General features: G+C 45.0%; 15 protein-coding genes and 1 other RNA gene. 4 read left to right on the top strand and 12 right to left on the bottom strand.

From position 1 onward, the window contains the following. Positions 1-25: 25 nt before the first annotated feature. From ACI3E5_RS02380 to ACI3E5_RS02335, 10 genes are all read right to left on the bottom strand, one after another. Positions 26-1,576: a PASTA domain-containing protein gene (locus ACI3E5_RS02380; protein WP_060792564.1), complete on the bottom strand. Its 1,551-nt coding sequence runs from the start codon at positions 1,574-1,576 to the stop codon at positions 26-28. Further along, entirely contained in the window at positions 1,569-2,243 is a 675-nt protein-coding gene (locus tag ACI3E5_RS02375) for an ABC transporter ATP-binding protein (protein ID WP_010749041.1), read from the bottom strand. Before ACI3E5_RS02375 ends, ACI3E5_RS02380 begins: the two co-directional genes overlap by 8 nt. A 12-nt stretch (positions 2,244-2,255) precedes the next feature. Then, positions 2,256-3,806 (bottom strand): FtsX-like permease family protein, encoded by a 1,551-nt coding sequence (locus ACI3E5_RS02370; RefSeq protein WP_081091740.1) that lies wholly within the window; start codon positions 3,804-3,806, stop codon positions 2,256-2,258. Between the two features lie 312 nt (positions 3,807-4,118). Further along, complete coding sequence (dtd, locus tag ACI3E5_RS02365) at positions 4,119-4,565, bottom strand: D-aminoacyl-tRNA deacylase (protein WP_010749039.1); 447 nt, start codon at positions 4,563-4,565, stop codon at positions 4,119-4,121. A 6-nt stretch (positions 4,566-4,571) separates the two neighbouring features. Then, positions 4,572-6,782: a RelA/SpoT family protein gene (locus ACI3E5_RS02360; protein ID WP_010749038.1), complete on the bottom strand. Its 2,211-nt coding sequence runs from the start codon at positions 6,780-6,782 to the stop codon at positions 4,572-4,574. Between the two features lie 187 nt (positions 6,783-6,969). Continuing rightward, complete coding sequence (locus tag ACI3E5_RS02355) at positions 6,970-7,635, bottom strand: beta/alpha barrel domain-containing protein (RefSeq protein ID WP_244353204.1); 666 nt, start codon at positions 7,633-7,635, stop codon at positions 6,970-6,972. Between the two features lie 4 nt (positions 7,636-7,639). Beyond that, the gene (locus tag ACI3E5_RS02350; protein WP_060792566.1) at positions 7,640-8,395 is read right to left on the bottom strand and encodes a 16S rRNA (uracil(1498)-N(3))-methyltransferase; all 756 of its coding nucleotides are present in this window, start codon (positions 8,393-8,395) and stop codon (positions 7,640-7,642) included. 1 nt (position 8,396) lies between these two features. After that, positions 8,397-9,344, bottom strand: coding sequence for a 50S ribosomal protein L11 methyltransferase (prmA, locus tag ACI3E5_RS02345; protein WP_005227766.1), 948 nt, complete (start codon positions 9,342-9,344; stop codon positions 8,397-8,399). An 11-nt stretch (positions 9,345-9,355) separates the two neighbouring features. Then, on the bottom strand, positions 9,356-9,844 hold the full coding sequence (locus tag ACI3E5_RS02340) for a DUF3013 family protein (RefSeq protein ID WP_005227763.1): 489 nt from the start codon (positions 9,842-9,844) through the stop codon (positions 9,356-9,358). A 16-nt stretch (positions 9,845-9,860) separates the two neighbouring features. Then, positions 9,861-10,481 carry a DNA-3-methyladenine glycosylase gene (locus tag ACI3E5_RS02335; protein ID WP_010749036.1) on the bottom strand — a complete coding sequence of 207 codons (621 nt, stop codon included), beginning with the start codon at positions 10,479-10,481 and terminating at the stop codon, positions 9,861-9,863. Between the two features lie 216 nt (positions 10,482-10,697). Here ACI3E5_RS02335 and ACI3E5_RS02330 point away from each other — a divergent pair, with 216 nt between their 5' ends. From ACI3E5_RS02330 to ACI3E5_RS02315, 4 genes are all read left to right on the top strand, one after another. Further along, on the top strand, positions 10,698-11,975 hold the full coding sequence (locus tag ACI3E5_RS02330) for a replication-associated recombination protein A (protein ID WP_005227760.1): 1,278 nt from the start codon (positions 10,698-10,700) through the stop codon (positions 11,973-11,975). An 85-nt stretch (positions 11,976-12,060) separates the two neighbouring features. Further along, positions 12,061-12,255, top strand: a non-coding RNA gene (gene ssrS, locus ACI3E5_RS02325) — 6S RNA. A gap of 167 nt (positions 12,256-12,422) precedes the next feature. Beyond that, complete coding sequence (locus ACI3E5_RS02320) at positions 12,423-12,713, top strand: hypothetical protein (RefSeq protein WP_005227757.1); 291 nt, start codon at positions 12,423-12,425, stop codon at positions 12,711-12,713. Between the two features lie 64 nt (positions 12,714-12,777). Then, positions 12,778-13,257, top strand: a complete 480-nt coding sequence (locus ACI3E5_RS02315; RefSeq protein ID WP_010749033.1) for a universal stress protein — start codon at positions 12,778-12,780, stop codon at positions 13,255-13,257. A gap of 284 nt (positions 13,258-13,541) precedes the next feature. Here ACI3E5_RS02315 and ACI3E5_RS02310 read toward each other — a convergent pair whose 3' ends face one another. Then, positions 13,542-15,122 carry a hypothetical protein gene (locus tag ACI3E5_RS02310; RefSeq protein WP_060792567.1) on the bottom strand — a complete coding sequence of 527 codons (1,581 nt, stop codon included), beginning with the start codon at positions 15,120-15,122 and terminating at the stop codon, positions 13,542-13,544. Then, the gene (locus tag ACI3E5_RS02305; RefSeq protein WP_005227750.1) at positions 15,123-15,878 is read right to left on the bottom strand and encodes an ABC transporter ATP-binding protein; all 756 of its coding nucleotides are present in this window, start codon (positions 15,876-15,878) and stop codon (positions 15,123-15,125) included. Positions 15,879-16,088 lie beyond the last annotated feature (210 nt).

Below are 16,088 nucleotides of genomic sequence, written 5' to 3'. Positions count from 1 at the left end.
GGTTTGAAAAAGCACTTAGTAAGGATTATTCGGTAGCGTTTGAACCAGCGGTACTGACCGGTTCATCGGTATCATCACCGCCATCATCTGTCGGCGGAGTTTGGGTACTGCCTTGCAGATTGCCGCGGCTGATCCCGATGGTGATCCACGTTTCTAGGGGAATAAACTCGCCGTAGCGGCTCATTTCAACAACGGTTCCTTTTGGTTCAGCCGAATCGACATAGTAGATTTCGTAATAGACGTTGGCGCCTTTTGATTTGTATTCATCAAAGAATAGTTTTGGCAAGTCGCCTTCCGTTGCTTGGAAACGGATGTCTTTTAAATATGGTCGGCCTAATGAGTAGACGACTTTGACGGTTGGCAAAGTATCACTTTCGCTGTATTCTTTGCCTGCTTCTTCCGACTGGCTCAAGAAACTACCATACGCCACTTGATCGGAATAGACTGTGCTGACTTGCAGCGGGATTTTTGATTCTAGTCCTTGGGCTTCTTCGATCGTGTATTGTGAAAAATCTGGAACGGTCAAAGCTTGGCCTTTTGAGACCTTCACCACAAATTCATCTTTTTTCGCGAGTTTGCTGCCTTTGACTGGTTCTTGTGAAACCACCAGATCCAGGGCGACACTGTCAGAAAAGACGGTTTCTTCTTTGTATTTCAAGTCATTCTTTTTCGCCCATTCAGAAGCTTCACTCTTGGCTTTGCCTGTAAAATCAGGTACTTCAATATTTTTTTCAAAGACCTCTTTCCCTTTTGAATAATAGACACTCAAACGGTCTTTGCGTTTGTATTCCGCCAAATCAAGCTCTTTGTTGGCCGCCTCTTGTTTAATAAAGGCTTCTGCTGCTACGTTGTCGTCAAATTGTTCGATCAAAGAGAGGTTCTCGGCTTTATTGCTGGCGATCCATTCTTTTGCTTCGGTCACTTGCATCGCTGAAAAATCTGGCAGCTCTAAGCGTTCTTCAGGATCAGGCCCGAGACTCGCCGTCAGTGTCAATGTGGCACCCTTCTTGATCTTTTTGTCAGGGTCAACACTTTGGTCGATCACTTGGTTGACGTCTTTGTCAAAGTCATATTCTTGCTCCACTTTGATAGCAACGCCTTCTTCCACGCCCCACGTCCGCGCTTCTGACAAATCTTGGGCAGTGAAATCTGGCACCTTCACATGGGTCATTTGATAGTAGACGATCCCGATCACGGCAACCGCCAAGGCGGTCAGTAGGGCAATCAGCAAGATTTTTTTCTGCTTACGCTTTTTGTAGGTCGGATCAAATTCCGTTTCTTCTTTCCCAAACCGGCTGACTGGTTCCTTTGACGCTACCTTCTCCGTCGCAGAACTCGCCGCTTTTGCTTCAGTCGTCTGTGTTTGTTGACGGGCTGCCGAACGACTCAGTGGCTCACTAGCGGTCGACTCTTCTGATTGGTGAACCGTCGTCGGCTCTGCTGGTTTGCCCGCTTGCTCCGCGCCACTTGCGTTTTGATCTACGACAGGTTCGCTGGTTTTTTTCTCGCGATCGGGCGTGGGCTTCTTTTTGCCATCATAGTTGTCCGGGCTAAAATTTGATAAAAAATCACTCATGTTTACTCAACACACCTTTACGTAAATACAAGACTTCATCCGCTTGTTGAGCGATCTCGTTGGCGTGGGTCACGACGATCACACATTTGTTGTGGACGTGTGCCAGCTCTTTAAAGATATCGATGATCTCCTGTTCCATTTCTTCATCCAAATTCCCGGTTGGTTCGTCCGCTAAAATGATATCGACATTGGTGGCTAACGCCCGGGCGATCGCTACCCGTTGTTGTTCTCCACCAGATAATTGATTGACGAGACGATCGGCTTTTTCTTTAGTGATGCCTATATAATCCAGCAAATTGTACGCCACTTCTCGTTGATTGTCCGGCAACTGATTTTTCGTGATTGCCATCGGCACTAAGACATTTTCGACTGCACTCAAATAGGGAATCAGATTATAGCTTTGGAAAATAATACTGATGTCGTCGCGGCGGTAATTCTCATGCCCAATTTTTTCGATATCGGTGCCTTCATATAATACTTGCCCACTTTTCGGACTATCCAGTGCACTGATCAAGGACAAAAACGTCGTTTTTCCCGAACCAGATTGACCTAAGATGGCATAAAATCGGCCTTTTTCAAAAGAAACAGAAGTCTCTTTCAGTATATAGCGACGCTGATCGCCGTCTTGGTAATAGTAATCGACTGCTTTGGTTTCTAATAAAGTCATCGTTGGTTCCTCCTACATCATGATTTTCTTTGGATTCAAGCGTAAAATATACAATAGCGGTAAAATCGCTGAGAGTAAGACAGTTCCTAAACCTAACAGCAGATACGTGATGATGTAGCCGGCTGAGAAGGACACTTGATAAGCATTCTTGATATCCATGTAATCAATATTAGCTGCCATCAAACCGCCAGAATAAACACCTCCCATCTCATTTTGATTGCTCATCCAATCGTTTTGCATCAAGGTATTTGAAACGGCACCACCTAATAAGTTCCCTGTCACTAAGGACAATAGCAGTGCGGCTAAACTAACCAGCAAGACTTCAATCACGATCTGACCAATGACTTTCCCCCGACTTTCCCCCAAGGAAAGATAGATGCCTAATTCTTGTTTCCGATCTCGTAAGAAAAGCAAGACCACTAAGGAAATGATAAAGATGGTAGCGATCGATGCAATGATCACGATGTAATTTGCGATCACCCCTAAACGAGTAAAACCACCGGCGATCTGCTCGTATTGATCCGTATTGGCAATGACGCGGTAGTATTGCGGCAATAACGCACCGGCTTCTTGTTTAAAGGCTTCGACGTCATCCGTTGAATTTAGGACAAAGATCGGTTGATAATAGGCGTCTGACTCTTCTTCGATCACTTCTTGACCCCAAAGCTTTTCAGACTGCAATTTGTTAAAATCTTGCACTAAATTATTGCTAGCATAAAAGGTGTTGATTTGATCCATCACTTGCCATATCTGATCACTATTTTGAGAATTGCTTTGATCTGATGAACTGCCTTGATTGCTTTGATCCTTTTTAACGACAGAAAAGATCCCTGCAATGGTCACAGGATAATCAAAGGTTGCGACACGATTGCCACTTTCAGCCGTTTCGTCCGTCGCATCCTCACTATCGTCACTCACTCCCTCGCTTGAACCACCTTCCATCATGACTTCTGCCCGTGTATCCCATACCAATTGATCACCGACACTCAGGTTGTTCAATTCTGCGATCTCTTTACTGATCAATACCGCATTCGTCAACTCACTGACATCTTTTTCTGTTAATCCCTCGCCTTCATCCAAGCGAATCAAGCCTTCTTGCATGTCTAATGGCTCAACCAAATTTCCGCCCTTCAAAGAGAAATAGTTGCCACCCATGCCAACCGAGCCATCCTCCGGCGTATAGGCTTTCAATTTTGTTGTTTCTAACCAAGCTTGATTTTGGTAATCAAAATATTTCACATAGCTTAACTGACCGATTTGCTCATAAACATCCAGCGCTGGTGGTTTCGGATAAAAATCTTCTTGAGACCGCTCTTCGTCCGAAGCATCCGCATGATCTTTTTCGAAACCTTCCCAATCCATTTCCACCGTAGCTACGTTCCCCATCTTGCGTTTCGTCTCTCGCTCCACGTTGGCAGTGGATTGTTGAATTGCTACAGCACCAGCGATCACATTGCCTAGAATAAATAGAACTAAAAATAAAATAAATGATTTCCCTTTTCTTCTGGTGATACTTTTTAATGCACGCTGCCAAAAGTTCATTGTTTTTTCCTCCAGTGACATTATTTTTTAACAATTATTCCATACTTCTCCCTCAAGAACAATCGCAATAAAGGATCGTTTTTCGAATTTTAAATATTAAAAAACGAGTACAAACGATATTTCCATTTAAAAACCCTTATAAAAGAACAAGAAAAAGATGTTAAATAACAAATAAAAGAATGGTATTTTTGCTAACAGTTTTGTAAGATTTCCCGATTTCAACTTAAATTTTACTTGAATTCCATCAAAAATGCTTGGCGCTTTCGAGAGTATAAAAAAACGAAGGAATTCTCTCACTCTTTCCCAGCGAGAAAATCCTTCGTTTTGTATCACTTATTTTTCTTTCGTATCGATCACGATCGTCACCGGGCCATCATTGACCAAGGCGACTTGCATATCTGCACCAAATTTTCCAGTAGCAACAGTGATCCCTTCGGCTTGTAAACCTTCATTAAAAGCTTCGTAAAGCGGGATCGCAATACTTGGCGGTGCCGCTTGAATGAAGCTGGGGCGATTGCCTTTCTTGGTCTCCCCATAGAGGGTGAACTGTGAAATACTCAAGACGGCGCCATTTATACTTTCCAGTGACCGATTCATTTTACCTTCTTCGTCTTCAAAAACCCGCAGATTTTTGATTTTTCTTACGAGATAAGCCACATCGTCGCCTGTATCCTCATGGGTGATCCCCAATAAAACCATAAACCCTTGTTGGATCGCACCGACGATATTCTCCTCAATCGACACGCTTGCTTGACTAACTCGCTGGATCACTGCCCGCATTCTTTCTCATCCCTTCGTACGTCTGACGCTGTAAACATCTGGAATCTGCTTGATTTTATCAACGATCGATTTCAAATGGGTCAAATTCTGAATCGCCACCGTGATACGGATCGTTGCCATTTTGTCTTTGTTGGTTTTGGCTTCGACACTCACTAAGCGCTTCGTGACAGTGTTGACTGTCTGTAAGACATCATTGAGCAACCCAGAACGATCATAACCGTAGATCTCAAGATCGGCATCGTATTCTTTGTTGATGTCGGTGGCATCTTCCCACTCAACATCGATCAAACGGTTCGCGGCGTCTTTGTTTTGAACATTGGGACAATCGCTGCGGTGGATCGAGATCCCTCGGCCTTTGGTAATGTAGCCGACGATCGAATCTCCAGGGACTGGATTGCAGCAACGGGAGATGCGGATCAACAAGTTATCGACCCCTTCAATGACAATGCCGCCTTCGTGACGAACCTTCATTTTTTCTGGTTCTTTTTTCGCCGGTTGATTGATCATCTCTTGGACTTGCTGCTTTTGCTTCTCGATTTGTTTCTCGCGCCGTTCTTCTTCGGTCAAACGGTTGGCTAAGGTCGTGGGACTGACTTCCCCATAGCCGACGGAGGCAAATAGATCATCTTCTGTTTGGTAGTTGAACCGTTCGCAGGCTTCCGCCATTTTGCTTTTCGTCAAAAATTCTTTCGGCACAAAGCCCATATCTTGTAAGGTACGAACCACTGCCTCATGCCCTTTGATGATGTTTTCATCACGATCTTGGGCTTTAAAAAATCGTTTGATTTTGTTCTTCGCTTTGCTGGTAGCCACTAGTTTGACCCAGTCGCGGCTTGGACCAAAGGAATTTGGTGAGGTCAAGATCTCGATAATGTCCCCATTTTTTAGCTTGTAGTCCAATTGGACCATCTTGCCGTTGACCTTGGCACCAGTAGTTTTGTTACCGATGTCGGTATGGATGCTATAGGCAAAATCCAGGGGACTGGAGCCTTGAGGCAACTCCGTCACATCACCTTTTGGCGTAAAGACATAGACTTTGTCGCTGAAAATATCGCCTTTGACACCTTCCATAAATTCAGAAGCATCATAGCTTTCGTCTTGTAGTTCCAAGATTTCTCGGAACCAGCCAACTTGTTGGGTCATTTTGTCGGCTCTAACTTTTTCGGTCTTGCCTTCTTTATAGGCCCAGTGCGCAGCAACCCCAAATTCAGCGATCTCATGCATTTCATGGGTCCGAATTTGGATCTCGACAGGATTGCCTTTAGGACCAATGACCGTCGTATGCAGCGATTGGTACATGTTGGCTTTTGGCATCGCGATATAATCCTTGAACCGCCCAGGCATTGGTTTCCATTTTGTATGGATCGTTCCCAAAACCGCATAACAATCTTTGATGGAGTCAACGATCACTCGGATCGCCAACAAATCATAGATTTCATTGAACTGTTTCTTTTGGTCTTTCATTTTGCGATAGATCGAGTAAATATGCTTTGGTCGGCCATAGATTTCAGCATAGATATCTAGTTCTTCCGTAGCGATCCGAATCTCTTCCACGGTTTCGGAAACGTAGGATTCCCGTTCTTCTCGCTTTGTCTGCATCAAATGCACGATTCGGTAATATTGCTGTGGATTCAAATAACGCAAAGAAATATCTTCTAATTCCCATTTGATGCGGCTGATCCCTAAACGATGAGCCAATGGGGCATAGATTTCCATCGTTTCTTGGGCGATGCGGCGTTGTTTGTCTTCCCGCAGATGTTTCAACGTACGCATATTATGTAAACGGTCAGCCAATTTGACCATGATGACCCGTAAATCTTGCGCCATGGCGATCAACATTTTTCGATGATTTTCTGCTAATTGTTCTTCATGAGATTTGTACTTGATCTTACCCAGCTTGGTCACGCCATCCACTAGCATCGCTACATCGGCACCGAATTCTTCTTTCAGATCGGCTAACGTCACATCGGTATCTTCGACGACATCATGCAAAAAACCAGTTGCAACGGTATGAGGATCCATCTGCAATTCTGCCAAGATCCCCGCAACTTGGATTGGATGAATAATGTAAGGCTCGCCGGATTTACGGAATTGTTCTTTATGGGCTTCTGTCGCGTAATCTAATGCTTTTTGGACAAAGGCAACATGCTCTTCACTCATATAATGAGCGACCAATTTGATGACATTGGGCCCGGTCAATATAACTTCTTTTGCCATTCATTCCGCCTCCTGCTTTTCTTTTTTGTGCTATCAAAAAGGCAGACAGAAGTCGCTGTTAACGTTTCGTCACGCACCCAAAGCCTTGCGGACAAACGTTCTAAGCATGGGACTCCTGTCTAACCTGCAGTTCTTATTTAGTAGTATTATTATACAAATTTTTCAGCTATTTTTCAATCGCTGTTGTTCAAAGCACATCGGGCGACGGCTGGTCCTTAAGCAATTCTTCAAAAACATGATACGAGAGCCCGATTTTCTCAGCGCCAGCAGCCTGTAGTGATTGCAGCGCTTGTTCATCTACTGTGTCAGGATTGATCTGGATCGACAGTTGACTGCCACCATCTAAGGAAAACAAGCTCACGTCATGCAATGCTTCTGCTAGCGGTTGTTTTTGCCCTAACACGATCTTTGACCAAGCTTCTTCTTTCAAGCGTTGTGCTACTTGGATCTTCGTCAATTCATTCATGATCTCGGTTTGCACAGCTAAGCGGATCTCTCCTCCTGTCAAGGTCAAGGAGCGGATCGTTTCAGTCAACTCCGCAAAGCCACGATCATTTTCCATGAAGGAAGAAGCTGGCAGCCAGACTTCCAAAAAATCGGCGCCTTCCATAAACGCCCGACCGATTTCAAACGCCACCTTTGCCAATGTTCCTTGGGCAAGGGGGTAATCGATCACTGCGCCGATTTGTAGGGAAGAGCCTTGTGCCAAGATTTTCGCCCGTCGAATGGCACTAGGCAAAACGACGACTTCCTTTAAGGTCGTCTTATATTGATTGATAAAATCCTTCAAGACCCAGTCGGTCAGATCGGCCGTCAACAAACGGACACTGATTGCTTCTTGGTTCTTATTCATCAACTCACATCCTCTTTAATTCCGTTAGCACACTGACAGCACTTAAAAAATAAAACGGTGCTGTTTCTGTTCGTAAAATTCGAGGGCCTAACCCGCATAATTTAGCGTTGTTTTGCTGGGCTTCTTCGATTTCGGAGGGGGTCAGACCGCCTTCTGGACCAAAGATCGCTAAAACTTTGCTGCCAACAGGCAATGCGGTGATCACTTGCAGCAGCATCGCCGCTTCTCCTTGTTTGGCTGATTCTTCATAAGCCACTAGGACCGCATCATACTGACTGAGGCTTTGCCAAAATGCTTTGGCGTTATCCAGCAGCGTGATGGCTGGTGCGATCTGCCGTTGGGACTGCTCCGCCGCTTCTTGGGCGATTTTTTGCAGCCGCTGCTGCTTTTTCTGTAATTTCTTTTGATCCCATTTCACGACCGAAGTTTGCGCTGGAAAACCGATAAAGGCTGCCGCCCCCAGTTCCGTTCCTTTTTGAACGATCAATTCCAGCTTGTCGCCTTTCGGGTAGCCGCTAGCGATCGTGACCTGCAGCGGCAATTCCTTGTCCTGCTGTTCTTTTTCGACTTCCTCTAAGTACACCGTTTCTTCATCGGCTTCTTTGATCTTGGCAATAATCGCCAAATGATCCTCAAAAACTAAACCGACTTTTGCCCCGGGAGTCATGCGCATCACTCGGATCATATGGTGGAAGGGTTCTCCCGAAACGGCAAACACCGCTTTTGCTTCATAAGGCTCCTGTAAAAAATATCGCTGCATCTTACTCTACCTCTGGTTTTTTAAAGGCGATCGCATACCAGTCTTTTTGATTGAACAACTGATCGATCTCAAAGCCTTGTGCGATCATGGCATCGATCACTAATTGTTTTTTCGTCTCAATGATCCCAGAAACGATCAAGGTCCCTTCTTGCTTCAATAGACGCCACGCATCAGGGATCATCAATAAAATGATGTCCGCTAAAATATTGGCAACGATAAGATCAGCAGGGACCGTCACTCCTTGCAAGAGATCATTGGCCTGCACGGTCACATCGTGAGCAATAGGGTTCATCGCCATATTTTCTTGGGCGGACCTCACAGCGACTTCATCTAGATCATATGCGAACACGTCTTTGGCACCTAAATATTTACTGGCGATACTCAACACGCCTGAGCCCGTCCCGACATCTAAGACGGTTTCACCGCCTCGCAAGTAGACTTCTAGGGCTTGTAATGTCAAACGTGTCGTAGGATGTGTGCCTGTCCCAAAAGCCATCCCCGGATCAAGGATGATGATCTTTTCATCTTCTTGCAGCGGTTGATAGTTTTCCCAGCTCGGCACGATCGTCAGATAGCGGGAGATACGGACTGGATGGTAATATTTTTTCCAGGCCGTCGCCCATGCTTCTTCCACGACCTCGCTCGTTGTGATGGTGTTTTTGCCGATCGCCAAACCATACTCTGGCAGACGGTCGATGGCTGCTTTGATCGTCGGCAGCACTTCTGGTAAAAAGATCGTCTCTGGGAAATAGGCACTGACTTGGGCGCCTTCTTCTAAGGTCGTATAGGTTTCTTTATCCAAAATTTCGCCATACGCATCGCTTTTAAAATTTTCGATATCTAAAACGTCCTCGATCGCTACCCCACTTGCTCCGTGTTCCATTAAAATATTGGCGACTGCTTCCACTGCTTCGCTAGCTGTCGCTACGGTTACTTCATTCCATTTCATGTTCGTTCTCCTTAGTAACTAGGGTACGGGATCATGGTTTCCCCAGCTCCCGCTTGATAGTTCGTCATTTTCTCCACAAATTCTTCTTCGTTGAATCGCAATTCAAAGATCGCTTCTTCACTGTCATCGTTCAAGAAATCAAGCAGATCGCTTTGGCCTTCTTCTAAAATTTCTTGAATGTAATCAACCAATCCGTCTAACAAGGCTTTTTGGATCCCTTTTTTCCCTGCATAAGGGATCGTCGCTAAATAATCTTCTTCATCAAACGTTGATTTTTGTGGATCATACAGCAAAATCCCATCTTCAAATTCAATGATCGCTTCTTCTGATGCCACACCTTGTGCATCGTCGATCTGCACGTGGTGAGGATTTTCAGCAAACAAGCGCAGCACCAATTCGATCGTATGATTTTTGGCATCCCAATCGATCGCCACATCATAGTCGGTGATTTTTTTCGTTAATCGCTGATCTAAGTAAGTCAATATCGTTTCTTTCGCCATCACTATTCCTTCTTTCTTAACACCATCCATGGTCTTGCTGAACAGCGGTTTTTCGTATATTTGTCAAATACGGATTGCCAGCCACCGCAAAACGAAGCGGCATCTGGGTCCATTCCCCTTTATTTGGGATACCGATCCGAGGCAATGCCAAAATTTCTTTTGGGGTACGTCGGCGCTCAGGAACCAAATGCAGTGGGCTTGTAAAAATCGATTCTCCATAAAGCTCAGCGGGGATCTGCAGTGCCTGTACCAGTTTCCCGGGGCCGTTGGCTACATCCGGTCCTGTTTTTTGTCGTTGTTGTTCCATCAAGGCGATCCCATCCACCGGTTCTAGCCCGCGAATCATGATTCCTTGCGGGATGCCTTTTGGCTGCGTAATAAAGTTGACGATTCGATGCGTATGCATCGTATATAAATAAATCGTACCTGGTTCCTGATACATCGCCCGAACCCTTGGTGTGTTTCGCATGCCCACACTATGAGCCGCCAAATCATCGGGACCTAGATACGCTTCACAATCCACGATATACCCACCTACTGTTCCTTCTGGGGTCTCATGTTCCAAATACATTCCTAATAAGGCACGTGCGATGGTCGTTGTCGGCTGTGTCGCAAAAAGTGCCATTAATTCATCCATTCTCATCACCCTCTTTATTCTACACAATTCTCGGCGAACTTACTATCTTTGACTACAGAGTTACGACGATCTCAACGATTTCTTTTCAACGAACCTGATTTTTGCTGACTGAGTGGAAAATAAGCGCCCTGTTGTTTCTGTAAAGACGCAAATCAGCTTGTTTATGAGAATATACGTTCTTATGTTATACTTACAGGAAAAGGAGAGGATCGTTTTATGCAGCAGCCACTTGCTTATCGAATGCGGCCACGGAACTTAGATGAAGTCGTCGGACAGCAGCATTTGGTTGGCCCGGGGAAAATCATTCGCCGAATGGTCGAAGCCAAAATGCTTTCTTCGATGATCCTATACGGACCGCCGGGAACCGGAAAAACCAGCATTGCCAGTGCGATCGCCGGCTCGACACGCTATGCGTTTCGCATGCTGAACGCCGCCACGGATACAAAAAAAGACCTGCAGATCGTGGCAGAGGAAGCCAAAATGAGCGGTACTGTCATTTTATTGCTTGATGAAGTCCATCGACTAGACAAGACAAAACAAGACTTTTTACTGCCCCATTTAGAAAGCGGCAAGATCATTATGATCGGTGCCACGACGGAAAATCCCTACATTACGATCAATCCAGCGATTCGCAGTCGGACACAGATTTTTGAAGTCAAACCGCTCCAAGAAGAAGATATTTTGACCGCCATTGATCAAGCCTTAGCAGATGAAACTCGCGGACTTGGATCAGAAACCATCGTATTGACCGATGATGCCCGCTTGCATCTCTCGCGAGCGACCAACGGCGATTTACGAAGTGCGCTAAACGGCTTAGAGCTCGCTGCTCGTTCCACCCCAAAAGGACCAGACGGCATTATTCATTTGACCTTAGAAATCATCGAAGAGTGCGTGCAGCGCAAAGCATTGACCCATGATAAAGATGGGGATGCGCACTATGATGTGATCTCTGCTTTTCAAAAATCGATTCGCGGCAGCGATGTGGATGGTGCGCTGCATTACTTAGGTCGTTTAGTAGAGGCAGGCGATCTGGCGATCATTTGTCGGCGCTTGATGGTCATCGGCTATGAAGACATTGGTTTAGCTAACCCAGCAGCCGCTGCTCGAACCGTCAATGCTGTGTTAGCCGCTGAACGTTTGGGCTTGCCAGAAGCTCGGATTCCGCTAGCCGATACAGTGGTCGATCTATGTCTGTCACCAAAATCCAACTCTGCCTACATGGCATTGGATGCAGCGATCGCAGATATTCGCAGCGGTAAAGCTGGCGATGTCCCGGATCATTTACGAGACAGTCATTACAAGGGTGCCCAAAGCTTGAATCGGGGTGTCGGCTATCAATACCCGCATAATTTTGATGATGCCTGGGTCGATCAGCAATACTTACCTGATAAGCTGAAAAATACTCATTATTACCAACCAAAAGCCACCGGGAAATATGAGCAAGCATTAGGTCAACGGTACCAGCAGTTGCAGCAGCGAAAGAAAAAAAACTAGGTGCTTAGAAAAAATAGTGACTTTTTGGTATCGTTTTCAAACAACTTTATTGCACCTTCGTCATTCCTATGCTACTATAAGGGTGGGAATTCTGTGATGTACGAGTTGTCCCTTTTGTGTGTTGACCGAACATTTTTATTGATATCTTGGGATCCGTCTTGTGTCAATGCTGGTAACATGCCTTTTCCTTTGGTAGTTCGAAGCTTAGACCGTGGAACCCACCTGCTAGAATTTGCGGGATCAATACTATGGGAAAAAGAACGGCATCAACGGATATTACCCATTCTTTTTAGAATGTGCCATCTGTTTTTAACAGATGGCTTTTTTGCGTTCTCTAACTGATAGCAACAGTGAAACGTCCTTGCCTGACATCAGAGTAAGGGTGGCTTTTGCTATTCTTTCTAGGGTTCGCTATACTAAACCTATCAACTTAGGACAGGATGGCGTATGTTTATGATTCTTCTATTATTTACGATCGTGGCACTCGTATTATTCGGCACCAGTTATTTGCTTTATGCCAAACAAGCGATTTTTTTCACTTTGATCCCTACCACCGAGGCGAATAAGGTCTTCTTAAAAACCTATAGTCTCATTCATTTCCTTTTAGGCGTGGTGGCATTGGTTGTAGGCTTTGTCGATAAGGAGCTGATTGCCTTGTTTTATTTGGCTTTATTGCTGCTCTCTTCCGCATCTTTCAGCATCTTGCTGGCACAAAAAATGAAAAAAAAGGAAGATTAGGTTTTCTTTTTCCAGAAAAAAGCATTACAATAAAAGTAGAAGATAACAGATGGGAGTGTTTCTTATGTTACAACAATATCAACGAATCATGGTAGCCGTCGATGGGTCTAGTGAGTCAGAATTAGCCTTCAAAAAAGCCGTGAACGTGGCACAGCGGAATGATTCTGAATTGGTTTTAGCACATGTGATCGACACTCGTGCCTTTCAAACCGTTTCTTCTTTTGACGGCATGCTTGCTGAACAAGCAACCGAAATGGCCAAACAAACCTTGAAAGACTATGAGGATTATGCCCGCAAGCATCAAGTAACTGCGGTCAAAACTGTGATCGAATACGGCTCGCCAAAACCGATCATTGCCAAACAATTGCCCGAAGATCACGACATCGATTTGATTATGATCGGTGCCACTGGTTTAAATGCCGTGGAACGAATCTTTATCGGTTCCGTTTCTGAATATGTCATTCGCCATGCCGGCTGTGATGTGTTAGTTGTACGGACAGACCTAGAAAACAAAGTCCCAGCAAAAGACCACACGAAAGCTTAATAGTGAGACGACCTGCCGCTGCTTGGCAGGTTTTTTTGTACAAAAAAAACCGTGACAAAAGCAAAAGAGGCAACGAGCGCTCAGGTCTCATTGGTCTTTTTGACTTTGGTCACAGCTCTTTGACAAGTCGGTTATCCAAACTTGTACAGCAAAAAATGAAAGCAAAGTAATAGGTACTCCTATCTAACCATGTTTCCGCTTGATTGTAAATAGTTTTTCTGAATTTTCTGAATAAATAGTTAATTTACCCATCCTTAAATAAAAAAAGCAAAGCGTCGCTTCCCTTAGGAAAAACGACGCCAAAATCTATGGTGATAATGGGCTATCCAAAGGACGCTGGTCAAGAGGATCACAAAGAAAACCGGACCATTCAATAACCAAAAATCAACCGAAGTCGCAGCAAAGCCGTAAAGGATGATAACAATGATGGAAAGAAACAGCGTTGCGATCGTTCCAATGGCTAACCCAAGACTACCCGCCCCTCTCGTAAACAATTGACTGATGTTGGTCCAATCCAAAAGCAGCAGCCGATAATCACGAGCAAAATATTTCAAGCACAAAAGAAAACTGCTCCAAAGTGCCCCGATTAGAAAAGAGACAGCCAAAATCAGCGGCATTTTGAACAAAAGGACTGCTGCCAGCACGATGACTGCCGTTAAACTCAGCTGCAAAACGACCCCAAAGCGGAATTTTTCCCGCAAGTAGCGCTTCATCGATAGCGGCAAGGAGCGGACAAACAAGAAATTCTCCTGATCCAGTGAGATCAAATTACTGATAAAAGAAGTCGGGTTGACCATCAATGCTGCCAAGGCGATCCCAGCCACAAAAACGACACCGATAAACCGCTCATCCAATTCACTTAACTGAATCGCTCCTGTAAACACAAAGGACACTAAGAAAATGATGGGCATCAGCAACGAAGAAGAAAAGACTTGCATGATCAAATTCGGATCTCGGATCAACTGCGAATTGTAATTAAACAACAGCTGGCCCAAGCCTTGATTGGGTTTATGCTTCCGACGAACACTCCCTTGGTTGGGCGCCGCGGCTGCCACTTGCTCATAAAACTTCGGCAAGATCAACCGATAGAGGGCAAAAAGCAACACGCCTGCTGTGACGATGATCCCTAGCAAACTAAGCAAACCAGTCGTTTGAAACGGTGCCACCATCACATAATAAAAGGGCAATAAAAAGCTGATCGCTCCCCGATCTACCACGTCTGTCTCATAAGTATTCACCTGATTCATCATTAAGACCCCGATCACAACAACCAGCATCGTCACGCCTAGCAATAAACTAGTGACCAATTTTTTATGCTTCAAGAAAAACTTGGTGCGGGTCAGGCTGAAGACGATCAAGCTGCAAATGCTGAAGATCAAGACTAAAAACAAGCCGAACAGCAAGAACGCCCATAAGATCGTCAACAAGAAAAAGACGTTTGCCCGAATCCCTGTCAGGAGAAATAAGACCAACAGAGGAAAAATAAACGGCGCAACGGTGAGAAACACCACCACGATCTTTGCCAGAAAAATTTCACTCTGTCGAAAAGGCAGCGGCAAATACGCTGGCAGATCTTGACTCTCGAAAAAGACATTGTAAATGGACGAAATCCCTTGGGAAAAGCCTAAGATCCCGAACAAAGCGACATAATAGGTAAAAAAGCCTGGCATCTGACTAAAATCCAATGTAATCATCGTCAACCCATAGACTAGCAGAAATACTACCCCAGAAAACGCATATTGAAACAACAAATAACTGGTCAAAGTCGAACCAGCCTTGCCTTTTTTGCGGGCTTTATCTGTCAGTTGGGGATTGGCATACCGCAAATTAACGGAGGTCAGAGTCAGAAATTGTTGTTTTCGCATCTACGCTTCCTCCGCTTCTGCAAGAATCGCTTCTTCTTGACTTCTCCCAGTCATTTGCAGATAGATCGTTTCCAAAGAAAGCGACGGATGCTGTGCCAGCAAATCTGCCACTGAGCCATTGTACAGCAGCTCACCTTTTTTCAAAATCGCCAATTGATCGCACAACTGCTGGGCGGTGTCCAAGACGTGGGTGGAAAAAATCACGGTCTTGCCCTTGGCAGCGTGCTGTTTCATCATTTCTTTTAAATCATACGCCGCTTGGGGATCTAAGCCTTGTAATGGTTCATCCAAGATCCAAATGTCTGGATCGGGGATCAATGCCCCAATCAGCAGCGTTTTTTGCCGCATTCCATGGGAAAAGCTGGCGATGGTCTCTTCTTCATGAGACAGCATATCAAACAAGCGCCCTAATTTTTGCAAACGCTCGGCCTTTTCCGCTGCTGGCACCTCATACGCGGCGGCAATCAAGTCCCAATACTCCCCTGCCGTTAGCTGTAAAAACAAATCTGGCGTGTCCGGCACATAAGCAATTTGTTTTTTTATCGCTTCGCGATGTTCCACGAGGGATTGGCCATCAAAATAGATTTCCCCACTCGTCGGTTGCAAAATACTCACTAAGCTTTTGATCGTGGTCGACTTCCCTGCTCCGTTGTGTCCCAGAAAGCCAAAGATCTCCCCTTGACGGATCGTCAGGGAAAGATCAGACAACGCTTTTTTTGGTCCATACTGTTTCGTCAGATTCTTGATCTCAATCATTTTCCTGCCTCCTTATTCCATACCTATTGTTATCTTACGCTGAAAAGCAGGAAATGAAAAATGTTTATTGCCATTTTTAACAAATCAATTGACAGGAGCTGCAAAAACAAAGATAATAAGAGCACTTTAGGGGAGTAGCACATGGATCGTTCCATGATCTTAGATCAACAGCAAGCGGGAATCCGCTGGTTTAAGATGTTTCTTGCAAGA

It is taken from the genome of Candidatus Enterococcus avicola (assembly GCF_047470845.1).
GTDB lineage: Bacteria > Bacillota > Bacilli > Lactobacillales > Enterococcaceae > Enterococcus_D > Enterococcus_D casseliflavus.
The sequence above is the reverse complement of the archived record's forward strand: the minus strand, read 5'-3'. Positions and strand labels throughout refer to the sequence as shown.

Excerpts from the sequence above, each read along its gene's own strand:
- ACI3E5_RS02380 (WP_060792564.1), bottom strand. The coding sequence starts at position 1,576 with ATGAGTGATTTTTTATCAAATTTTAGCCCGGACAACTATGATGGCAAA.
- ACI3E5_RS02375 (WP_010749041.1), bottom strand. The coding sequence starts at position 2,243 with ATGACTTTATTAGAAACCAAAGCAGTCGATTACTATTACCAAGACGGC.
- ACI3E5_RS02370 (WP_081091740.1), bottom strand. The coding sequence starts at position 3,806 with ATGTCACTGGAGGAAAAAACAATGAACTTTTGGCAGCGTGCATTAAAA.
- dtd (WP_010749039.1), bottom strand. The coding sequence starts at position 4,565 with ATGCGGGCAGTGATCCAGCGAGTTAGTCAAGCAAGCGTGTCGATTGAG.
- ACI3E5_RS02360 (WP_010749038.1), bottom strand. The coding sequence starts at position 6,782 with ATGGCAAAAGAAGTTATATTGACCGGGCCCAATGTCATCAAATTGGTC.
- ACI3E5_RS02355 (WP_244353204.1), bottom strand. The coding sequence starts at position 7,635 with ATGAATAAGAACCAAGAAGCAATCAGTGTCCGTTTGTTGACGGCCGAT.
- ACI3E5_RS02350 (WP_060792566.1), bottom strand. The coding sequence starts at position 8,395 with ATGCAGCGATATTTTTTACAGGAGCCTTATGAAGCAAAAGCGGTGTTT.
- prmA (WP_005227766.1), bottom strand. The coding sequence starts at position 9,344 with ATGAAATGGAATGAAGTAACCGTAGCGACAGCTAGCGAAGCAGTGGAA.
- ACI3E5_RS02340 (WP_005227763.1), bottom strand. The coding sequence starts at position 9,844 with ATGGCGAAAGAAACGATATTGACTTACTTAGATCAGCGATTAACGAAA.
- ACI3E5_RS02335 (WP_010749036.1), bottom strand. The coding sequence starts at position 10,481 with ATGGATGAATTAATGGCACTTTTTGCGACACAGCCGACAACGACCATC.
- ACI3E5_RS02330 (WP_005227760.1), top strand. The coding sequence starts at position 10,698 with ATGCAGCAGCCACTTGCTTATCGAATGCGGCCACGGAACTTAGATGAA.
- ACI3E5_RS02320 (WP_005227757.1), top strand. The coding sequence starts at position 12,423 with ATGTTTATGATTCTTCTATTATTTACGATCGTGGCACTCGTATTATTC.
- ACI3E5_RS02315 (WP_010749033.1), top strand. The coding sequence starts at position 12,778 with ATGTTACAACAATATCAACGAATCATGGTAGCCGTCGATGGGTCTAGT.
- ACI3E5_RS02310 (WP_060792567.1), bottom strand. The coding sequence starts at position 15,122 with ATGCGAAAACAACAATTTCTGACTCTGACCTCCGTTAATTTGCGGTAT.
- ACI3E5_RS02305 (WP_005227750.1), bottom strand. The coding sequence starts at position 15,878 with ATGATTGAGATCAAGAATCTGACGAAACAGTATGGACCAAAAAAAGCG.